This is a genomic window from Streptomyces sp. YS415, from assembly GCF_023544665.1.
GTDB lineage: Bacteria > Actinomycetota > Actinomycetes > Streptomycetales > Streptomycetaceae > Streptomyces.
The window spans coordinates 1-8,696 of record NZ_JAMJFL010000068.1 but is presented as its reverse complement, the minus strand read 5'-3'; the positions used below and the strand labels follow the sequence as shown (position 1 = coordinate 8,696).

Here is an 8,696-nt window from a genome sequence, read left to right as displayed (position 1 = left end):
CCGGGAACGGGTCGGGCGGCACCAAAGGGCCGCGGTAGGCCGCAGGCGCTTGCGCCCGGCCGCTTTCAGTCCACGGGCGTGCGCCGCACCGACCGGCCCGCCAGTACGTCCGTCCGGCGGCCGTCCTCGATCACGAAACGGCCGTCGACCAGGACGTACGGGATGCCCGTGGGCAGCCTCCTGGGCTCCTCGTACGTCGAGCCCGCCGCCACCGTCCGCGGGTCGAACAGGACGAGGTCGGCCCGGTGGCCCTCGCGGACCAGACCGCGGTCCGGCAGGCGCAGCCGGGCCGCCGGGCGGGAGGTGAGGTGCGCGACGCACTCCTCCAGCGACAGGACCCCCAACTCCCGTACGTAGTGCCCGAGGTAGTGCGGGAAGGTGCCGTACGCCCGCGGGTGCGGCTTGGTGCCCTGGAGGATGCCGTCCGAGCCGCCGGTGTGGACGCGGTGGCGCATGATCGACCGGACGTTCTCCTCGTGGCCGACGTGCTGGAGGACCGTCGTGCCCAGGCGGTCCGCCAGGAGCAGCCGGCGGGCCGTGGGCCAGTTGTCCAGGCGGCGGCCGACGTGCGCGGCGAGGGCGGGGTCGCTCACCCCGGAGATCTCGATCGTCTCCCATTCGACGGGCACCCCGTGGCAGCCGTCCGAGCCGGTCACCTCCAGGTGGTGCCGGATCCGCTCGGCGCTGTCCTCGTCGGCCAGCCGCGCCAGCACCGCCTCCGGGCCGCCCTCGCTCGCCCAGCTCGGCAGCAGCGCGGCCAGCGTCGTGCAGCCGGGGGTGTACGGGTAGGTGTCGAGGCTGATGTCCGCGCCGGCCGCCAGCGCCCCGTCCAGCAGGTCCAGCAGCTCCGGCGCCCGCCCCTCGTTCACCCCGAAGTTCATCGTGGCGTGCGCCAGGTGCAGGGCGCAGCCGGCCTCCCGGGCCAGCGCCACCATCTCCTCGTACGCCTCCAGCGCGCCCGCCCCGTAGGAGCGGTGGTGCGGGCAGTAGTAGCCGCCGTACGACGCCACCACCCGGCACAGTTCGGTCAGTTCGGTGTCCTCGGCGTACATGCCGGGGGTGTAGGTGAGGCCCGACGACATGCCGACCGCGCCCTGCTCCAGGCCCTCCGCGACCAGCTGCCGCATGCGCGCCAGCTCCCGGGGCGTCGCCTCCCGGTCCCCCCAGCCCACCGCGAGGGCGCGGACCGTGCCCTGGGGGACGAGGTAGGCCGCGTTCACGGCGATGCCCCGGTCCAGGCGGTCCAGGTACTCGCCGACCGAGCGCCAGTCGAAGTCGAGGTCGTCGCCGTGGCCGTTCCAGCCGGTGATCGCGCGGCGCACCTCGGCGAGCGTACGGTCGTCGACCGGCGCGTACGACAGCCCGTCCTGGCCGATCACCTCCAGCGTCACGCCCTGCGCGGCCTTCGCGCTGTGGTCCGGGTCCCGCAGCAGGGCCAGGTCGCTGTGCGCGTGCATGTCGACGAAGCCGGGCGAGAGGACCAGGCCTTCGGCGTCCAGCTCGCGCATGGCGGTCGGGCGCTGGCAACCCGCCGCCGCGGCCTCGCGCACGATCGAGACGATCCGACCGCCGTCGACGACCACGTCGGCGCGGTAGGAGTCGGCGCCGGAGCCGTCCACCACGTCGGCGTCCCGGATGACCAGGTCCTGCACGGCGGTCCTCCTAGAAGAACGTGCGGATGTAATCGACGACCGTGCCGTCCGCCTCGGCGACCGGGATCAGCGGCCACTTGTCGAAGGACGTGCACGGGTGGGAGAGGCCGAGGCCGACCCAGTCGCCGACCTCCAGGTCCGCCCCGGGCGCCGTGCGCAGCCAGGCGTGCTGGTCGGACAGGGCGGTCACCTCGATGCCGGACGCCGGACGCTCCGCGCCGTCCCGGCGGACCACCTGGGCGAGGGGCAGGTCCAGGTCGTAGGCGGCGTCCCGCTTGCCGGCGTTGACGAAGGCCTGCTCGGCGGACGGGCGGGAGACGACCTGCGCCCACAGCCGGAACGCGGGCTCCAGGGCGCCCTCGGCGGGGACCCGGTTGAACGGGGTGAGCCTGCGGTAGTGGCCGTCGTCGTGCGAGACGTAGGCGCCCGAGCGCAGCAGCTTCAGGACCGGCAGCGACAGGTCCGGGATCTGCGCGAACTCGTCGGCGACCGCGTCGAACCAGGCGCTGCCGCCCGCGCTGACCACGATCTCGTCCGTGTCCGCGAACCGCCCCGCCCGGTCGAAGTCCACGGCCAGCGCCACCAGCCGGCGCAGCCACGCCTGCACCCGCTCCGGGGTGGCCCCCGGCACCTCGCCCTCGTACCCGGCCACGCCGACCAGCCGCAGCGCCCGGGCCCCGGCCACCGCGTCGGCGACCGTGGCGCACTCGGCCTCGGTGCGCACGCCGGTCCGCGCGCCCTCGCCCGCGGCGAGTTCCACGACGACGTCCACGGGCCGGGCGGCACCCTCCAGCGCCGCGTCCATCAGCTCCACCCCGCGCACGGAGTCGACGTAGCAGACGAACCGGAAGTCCGGGTCGGCGGCCAGGTCCGCGCCGAGGCGGCGCAGGGCGGCCGCGTCCACCAGTTCGTTGGCGAGGAACACCCGCCGGATCCCGAACTCCCGGGCCACCCACACCTGATGGGGCACCGCGAGGGTGATGCCCCAGGCGCCGTGCTCGATCTGGCGCCGGAAGAGCTGCGGGGCCATGGAGGTCTTGCCGTGCGGGGCGAAGGCGAGGTTGTGGCGCTGGGCGTACGTCTCCATCAGGCGCAGATTGTGGTCGAGGCGCTCGGCGGACAGAGCGAGCACGGGGGTGGCGAAGCCGTCCGTGAAGAGGTTGCGCCGCTCGGCCGCCAGCTCGCCGACGGTCAGGCCCATGGCGTCCGGCGGGAGGCCCTTGAAGCGGTGGTCGACGCGTTCGTCGGCCAGACGGGCGAGCGCTTCAGCGGCCATGGGGCCTCCCAGATCCAGTGCGTTGCAATATGTGCAATGCTCATTGCATATGTCGCTTGCTGCTGTCTAACATCTCCGCCGACACGAGCACAAGGCTGGGGAGCTACGACGATCGTGACCATCACCGGGACCGGCAACACCCCCGACGCCGCGGACGTCGTCGCGGTCGGCGAGTCCATGGTCGCGTTCCTGCCCGCCCGCCCCGGCCGTCTCGCCGACGTGCCCGCCTTCCACCGGTCCGTCGGCGGCGCCGAGTCCAACGTCGCCTGCGCCCTGGCCGCCGCCGGACACTCCGCCCGGTGGGTGAGCCGCGTGGGCGCCGACGGCTTCGGCGACCACCTGGTCGAGGCGATCGGCTCCTACGGCGTCGACGTGTCGGCGGTGTGCCGGGACCCGGCGCGGCCCACGGGCGTGTACTTCCGCACCGCCGGGGACCGCGGCACGGACGCGCACGAGGTGGCGTACTACCGGGCCGGCTCGGCGGCGTCCGCGATGAGCCCCCGGAACGTGGCGGCGGGCCCGGGACACGTGCTGCATCTGTCCGGGATCACCGCCGCCCTCTCCGACAGCTGTCTGGCGCTGGTGCGCGAGCTCACCGCACGCCGCCCCGGCCGCCCGCTCGTCTCCTTCGACGTGAACCACCGGGCCGGCCTGTGGCGGGACCCGGCCGCCGCCGGTGACGTCCTGCTCGGCCTCGCCCGCGGCAGCGACCTCGTGTTCGTCGGGGAGGACGAGGCGGCGCAGACCTGGGGGGTGCGGGGCGGCCCCGAGCGGATCCGGGAACTGCTTCCCGAGCCCGCGGTGCTGGTGGTCAAGGAGGGGGCGAAGGGCGCGACGGTGTTCCAGGAGTCCGCCCGCGTCCTCCAGCCCGCCCTCCGCGTCGACGTCGTGGCGGCCACGGGCGCCGGGGACGCCTTCGCCGCCGGGTTCCTCTCCGCCACCCTCCGCGGCCTCCCGCTGCGGGACCGGCTCCGGCACGGCCACCTGTGGGCCGCCGCCGCCCTCACCGCCCCCGGCGACCTCGCCCCGCCCCCCGCCCGCCACACCGCCGACGGGCTGGCCACCCTCGACGCCGAGGCGTGGGGGAGACTGCGACTCGGCCCCGGCTGGACACAGGCCGCACGCCGGGCCGAGGAGGAGGTACGCACCCGATGAGCCAGACCGTGGACCGCGCGCTGAGCATCCTGCCGCTGCTCGCCGAGGGCCCCGCAGACCTGGGCCGGGTCGCCGCCCGCCTGGGGGTGCACAAGTCCACCGCCCTGCGCCTGCTGCGCACCCTGCACGAGCACGGCATGGTCTACCGCCAGTCCGACCAGCGCTACCGCCTCGGCGCCCGTCTGATCGCCCTCGCCCAGGAGGCGATGGAGAACCTCGACATCCGCGAGATCGCCCACCCCCACCTCGTACGCCTCAACGAGACGTGCGGACACACCGTCCACCTCGCCGTGCGCGAGGAGGACGAGGTGCTCTACATCGACAAGGTCGAGAGCCGCTACCCGGTCCGCATGTACTCGCGGATCGGCAAGCCGGTCGCCCTCACCGTGGCGGCCGTCGCCAAGCTGCTCCTCGCCGATCTCGCCGAACCCGAGCGCCGCGCCCTCGCGGAGAAGCTCGACTACCCCCTGTACACGTCCCGTTCGACACCCAACGCCCCCGCCTTCCTGCGGGAGCTGGAGACGGTGCGCGAACAGGGCTGGGCCACCGACCTCGGCGGCCACGAGGAGTCCATCAACTGCGTCGCGGCCCCCATCCGCGGCGCGGACGGCAGAGTCGTCGCCGCCATGTCGGTCTCGGCCCCCAACGTCGTCGTCACCGCCGACGAACTCCTCACCCTCCTCCCGCTGGTGCGCCGCACCGCCGACGAGATCAGCGGCGAGTACTCAGGCAAGACCCCGGCAAAGGACCCCGAATGACCGAGAAGACCGCGCTCGTCCCGCCGACCCACACCACGCCGCCCGCGAAGTTCTCGCACGGCGTGAAGAAGGGCAACATCCTCCAGGTCGCCGGCCAGGTCGGCTTCCTGCCGGCCGAGGAAGGGCTGCCGCCCACGCCCGCCGGCCCCACCCTGCGCGAGCAGACCCTCCAGACCCTCGACAACGTCAAGGCCATCCTGGAGGAGGGCGGCGCGAGTTGGGACGACGTGATGATGATCCGCGTCTATCTGACGGACGTGGCCCACTTCGCCGAGATGAACGAGATCTACGACGCCTACTTCGAGGCGCAGCGGCTCACCGCCCCGCCCGCCGCGCGCACCACGGTCTACGTCGGTCTTCCGGCGGGCCTGCTCGTCGAGATCGACGCGCTCGCCGTCCTCGGCTGACCCCGGGGGCCGCCGGGTTGGGCATCTTCGTATAACGATGGCGGTGCCGAGTGTGTGCGGCACAGGATCGTCGACCATACTGCCCGCTGTGGAGCAGCGCATAGGATCGAGCAGCCAGCCCCTGGAGGGCGCCGGATTCGACCCGGCCTTCGTCCCCGGGCTCACCCCGCCCGTGTCCATGGTGAAGCGGGCGCAGCAGCCGGCGGAGTCCGAGGAGACGGACGCGGAGGCCGTCGAGGCCGCGGAAGCGGCCGAGGTCGCGGCGGACGCGGTCGAGGAGGCGGCGGAAGCGGCCGACGAGGCAGCGGTCGAGGAGGACGAGACCGCCGGCGAAGCCGCCGACGACGGGCCGGTGTTCGAGGCCTCCGACCGCCGGGCGAGGATCGTCGCCGACCGCCGCGGGGTCCGTCTGTGCCTGGACGACCAGGAGTGCGAGTTCCGCTGGGACGAGATCGGCGCCGTGGAGACGGAGACCGCCCGCTTCGGCAAGCGGTTCACCGTCACGGTGCACACTCCTGACCGCCGCTGGTACCCGATCGAGATCGAGGCGGCGGCCAGGAGCCGCTTCGCCGAGTGGGAGTCACAGCTCGACGCCGTGCTGGACGCCTACTTCGAGGAATCCGACTAGCAGTACTGGGACTGCTTGCCGATCGACCGGTACATGCAGTCCGCGTTCTCCAGCAACTGCAGCACCGCGTCCCGGTTGCGTGAGGTCTCCCGCTCGATCACCTCGTCGGGCGGGTAGAACCCACCGCCGGAGCTGGACCGCGGATACATCTCGAAGGTGTACCCGAAGATCTTGTGGGCGCCCCAGAGGTAGTCGTCGATCGAGCCGTCGGTGATGTACAGATCGCTGGCCTGCTCCGCCGTGTAGCCGTTGCTGGCCGCCATCTTGCCGCCGACCGTCGCGAAGGCGTTGCGGTCGTCGGCCGTCATCCCGGTGGTGGTGTCGGAGTACGTGTAGCCGAACGGCCACAGCACCAACTCGCTGTAGGTGTGGAAGTCGATCCCGGCCTTGATCTGCTGCACGCCGCCGATGACCCGGCTGCGCACGAAGCTCGCCACGACCCGCACCTCGGGCGCGGACTCGGCCGACGGACCCCGGTAGGTCTCCGAGGACGTGGAGCCGGAGGAGCCGCCGCAGCAGCCCCAGCGGTAGTTCCAGTTGCGGTTCAGGTCGGTACCGACGTACGAGGAACCGGAGTTGGGCTGCCGGTTCTTGCGCCAGGAACGGTACGAGCCGGACGCGATGTCGTACTCGCCGCCGTCCGGGTTGATGTCGGGGATGATCCAGGTCTCGCGGTTGTTCACCATGCTGGTGACGCGGGAGTCCGAGCCGTAGTCGGAGGTCAGCTCGCGCAGCAGGTACAGCGCCATCTCGACGGTGAGGTGCTCGCGGGCGTGCTGGTGGTGGGTGAACAGCACCTCCGGCTCGGACTCGTCCGTGCCGACGTTGTCGCTGATCTTGATGGCCGTGATGTTCCGGCCCTGGTACGACGTGCCGATCACCCGGGTGCTGGCGATGCCCGGGTTCGCCGAGACGATCGAGTTGATCGCCGACGTCATCTCCGCGTAGTTGTGGTACCGGGAGTCGGCCGACGGGAAGTCGAGCAGCCGGGCCTCGTCCGCGCCGCCCGAGCGGTCCGGTACGGCGCCGAGCGGCGTGACCTCGTAGCCCTGCTTGCGCAGGGTGCGGATCTGGTCGGCGCGGCCGGAGACCACCAGGCCGTGCGCGTCGACCTCGTCCACGCTGACGCCGGTGCGCTGGATCGCGGTGCGGTCCCTGGCGGTGGAGTGGGTGTGGATCTCGTACTGGCGGATGCCGTCGGCGGAGGGTGCCGCCGGGGTGCCGCTGTCGGCGTTCGCCGTGACGGTCGCGGAGAGGGGTGCGGCGAGGGCCAGGGCGAGGAGGGTGGCGAGGGTGGCGGTGCGTCTGCCGCCGCGGGCGCCGGAGCCTCGTATGCGAAGTCGCATGAATTCTCCTTGTGTCTCCAGGGCTTCCGGGATCTCCGGAAGGTGGGGAGTGGAGCAGGGGGTGGTTCAGCGACGTACTGGTGCGGGTGGCGCTCATCGTCCGCGCGTGGCATGAGCGGGTCAAGACGGAAAGCGGCCTCGATGGCGGAAACCCGTCGAGGGGAGAAATGGCGAGGGGAGAAAAGGCCGGCAGTGTACGCGTGCGGGCGGCATGTGACACGGGCCTGGCCGAAGGTGCACTCGGGCGGGTGAGGCTCGTGTGCGTGTCCGGGCCGGAGCGGGGACAGTGAGGGGTCCCTGGCCACAGGGCAGGCCGAACTCCGGCTCGATCCCCGGACTGCGATCCCAAGAACTGGACGGGCTGATCATGGGCGGATCAGCGCCACTACAGGACGGCCACCCGGTCGCCCCCGGCTCGCCCGAGCCGACCAGCTTCGTCGACCGGCGGGCCGAACTGGCTTCGGGACGGCGACTGTTGGCCCGATCGCGGCTCGTCACCCTGACCGGGCCCGGCGGAGTCGGCAAGACCCGCCTCGCCACGCGCCTCGCGGACCGGGTCCGCGGCACCTTCCCGGACGGAGTCCGGTTCGTGCGGCTGGCAGGACTCGACGACCCGGCTCTCGTCCCGCACGCCGCCGCCGACGCGCTGGGCCTGCACGACCACACCGACCGGCCCCCGCTGGACGTGCTCGCCGGGCACCTGGGGGAGCGGCGGCTGCTCCTCGTCGTCGACAACTGCGAACACCTGCTGACGGCTTGCGCGGAACTGATCGCCGCCCTGCTCCACGGCACCCCGCACGTGCGCGTCCTGGCGACCACCCGGCACCGGCTGGGCCTGCTCGGGGAGCACCTGCTGGAGCTGCGGCCGCTGCCGGTGCCCGACCCGGACGGCGACCTGTCCGACGCCCACCGCCATCCGGCGCTCGCCCTGTTCGCCGACCGGGCCGCCGCCGTGGACCCCGGTTTCCGGCTGACCCCGGACAACCGCGCGGCCGTCGCCCGGCTCTGCCGCCGCCTCGACGGACTTCCGCTCGCCATCGAACTCGCCGCGGGACGGCTGCGGGACCTCGGACTCGGCCGGCTGGTGGAGGGCCCGGACGCCCGCCGGGAGCTGCGCGCGACGGTCGACTGGAGCCACGCGCTGTGCACGGCGGAGGAACAGCTGACCTGGGCCCGCGCCTCGGTCCTGGCGGGCAGCTTCGACCTGGAGACGGCGGAAGCGGTGTGCGCGGACGGGGTACGGCTGCGCCCCGCGGACGTCGTGGAGGCGGTCACCGGTCTGGTCGACAAGTCGGTGCTGATCAGGGAGACGGCGGCCGGATCCGTGCGGTACCGCCTCCTCGACACCCTCCGCCACTACGGCCTGACCCGCCTGCGCGCCCTCCCGGGCGAGGAACCCACCGCCCGCCTCCGCCAGCGACGGTGGATGCAACACCTGGCCGACACCTGCGAACGCGCGTGGTTCGGCCCGTCC

The 8,696-nt window shown here is 73.1% G+C and carries 8 protein-coding genes; 5 read left to right on the top strand and 3 right to left on the bottom strand.

The window, feature by feature from the left end; all coding sequences use genetic code 11:
* Positions 1 to 65 precede the first annotated feature (65 nt).
* Entirely contained in the window at positions 66 to 1,652 is a 1,587-nt protein-coding gene (locus tag M8H82_RS36180; RefSeq protein WP_250079977.1) for a D-aminoacylase, read from the bottom strand.
* Positions 1,653 to 1,662: 10 nt separating this feature from the next.
* On the bottom strand, positions 1,663 to 2,928 hold the full coding sequence (locus M8H82_RS36175; RefSeq protein ID WP_250079976.1) for an amino acid deaminase: 1,266 nt from the start codon (positions 2,926 to 2,928) through the stop codon (positions 1,663 to 1,665).
* 114 nt (positions 2,929 to 3,042) lie between these two features.
* On the opposite strand from M8H82_RS36175, the gene M8H82_RS36170 reads away from it, so the two are divergent.
* The 4 genes from M8H82_RS36170 (at position 3,043) to M8H82_RS36155 (ending at position 5,876) form a co-directional block, all read left to right on the top strand.
* Positions 3,043 to 4,083: a sugar kinase gene (locus tag M8H82_RS36170; protein ID WP_250079974.1), complete on the top strand. Its 1,041-nt coding sequence runs from the start codon at positions 3,043 to 3,045 to the stop codon at positions 4,081 to 4,083.
* The gene (locus M8H82_RS36165; RefSeq protein WP_250079971.1) at positions 4,080 to 4,841 is read left to right on the top strand and encodes an IclR family transcriptional regulator; all 762 of its coding nucleotides are present in this window, start codon (positions 4,080 to 4,082) and stop codon (positions 4,839 to 4,841) included. Before M8H82_RS36170 ends, M8H82_RS36165 begins: the two co-directional genes overlap by 4 nt.
* On the top strand, positions 4,838 to 5,248 hold the full coding sequence (locus M8H82_RS36160; protein ID WP_250079969.1) for a RidA family protein: 411 nt from the start codon (positions 4,838 to 4,840) through the stop codon (positions 5,246 to 5,248). The genes M8H82_RS36165 and M8H82_RS36160 overlap by 4 nt, the downstream gene beginning before the upstream one ends.
* Positions 5,249 to 5,336: 88 nt before the next feature.
* Positions 5,337 to 5,876, top strand: a complete 540-nt coding sequence (locus tag M8H82_RS36155; protein WP_250079967.1) for a hypothetical protein — start codon at positions 5,337 to 5,339, stop codon at positions 5,874 to 5,876.
* Here the strand turns inward: M8H82_RS36155 and M8H82_RS36150 are convergent.
* A complete protein-coding gene (locus M8H82_RS36150; RefSeq protein WP_250079965.1) occupies positions 5,873 to 7,222 on the bottom strand; it encodes a M14 family metallopeptidase in 1,350 nt (449 codons plus the stop codon). The two genes, M8H82_RS36155 and M8H82_RS36150, sit on opposite strands and share 4 nt — an antisense overlap.
* Positions 7,223 to 7,589: 367 nt before the next feature.
* Here M8H82_RS36150 and M8H82_RS36145 point away from each other — a divergent pair.
* Positions 7,590 to 8,696: AAA family ATPase (locus tag M8H82_RS36145; RefSeq protein ID WP_250079963.1), on the top strand; the 1,107-nt coding region annotated here is incomplete at its 3' end.

Coding starts and splice junctions, on each gene's coding strand:
- M8H82_RS36175 (WP_250079976.1), bottom strand. CDS start 2,928: ATGGCCGCTGAAGCGCTCGCCCGTCTGGCCGACGAACGCGTCGACCAC.
- M8H82_RS36165 (WP_250079971.1), top strand. CDS start 4,080: ATGAGCCAGACCGTGGACCGCGCGCTGAGCATCCTGCCGCTGCTCGCC.
- M8H82_RS36160 (WP_250079969.1), top strand. CDS start 4,838: ATGACCGAGAAGACCGCGCTCGTCCCGCCGACCCACACCACGCCGCCC.
- M8H82_RS36150 (WP_250079965.1), bottom strand. CDS start 7,222: ATGCGACTTCGCATACGAGGCTCCGGCGCCCGCGGCGGCAGACGCACC.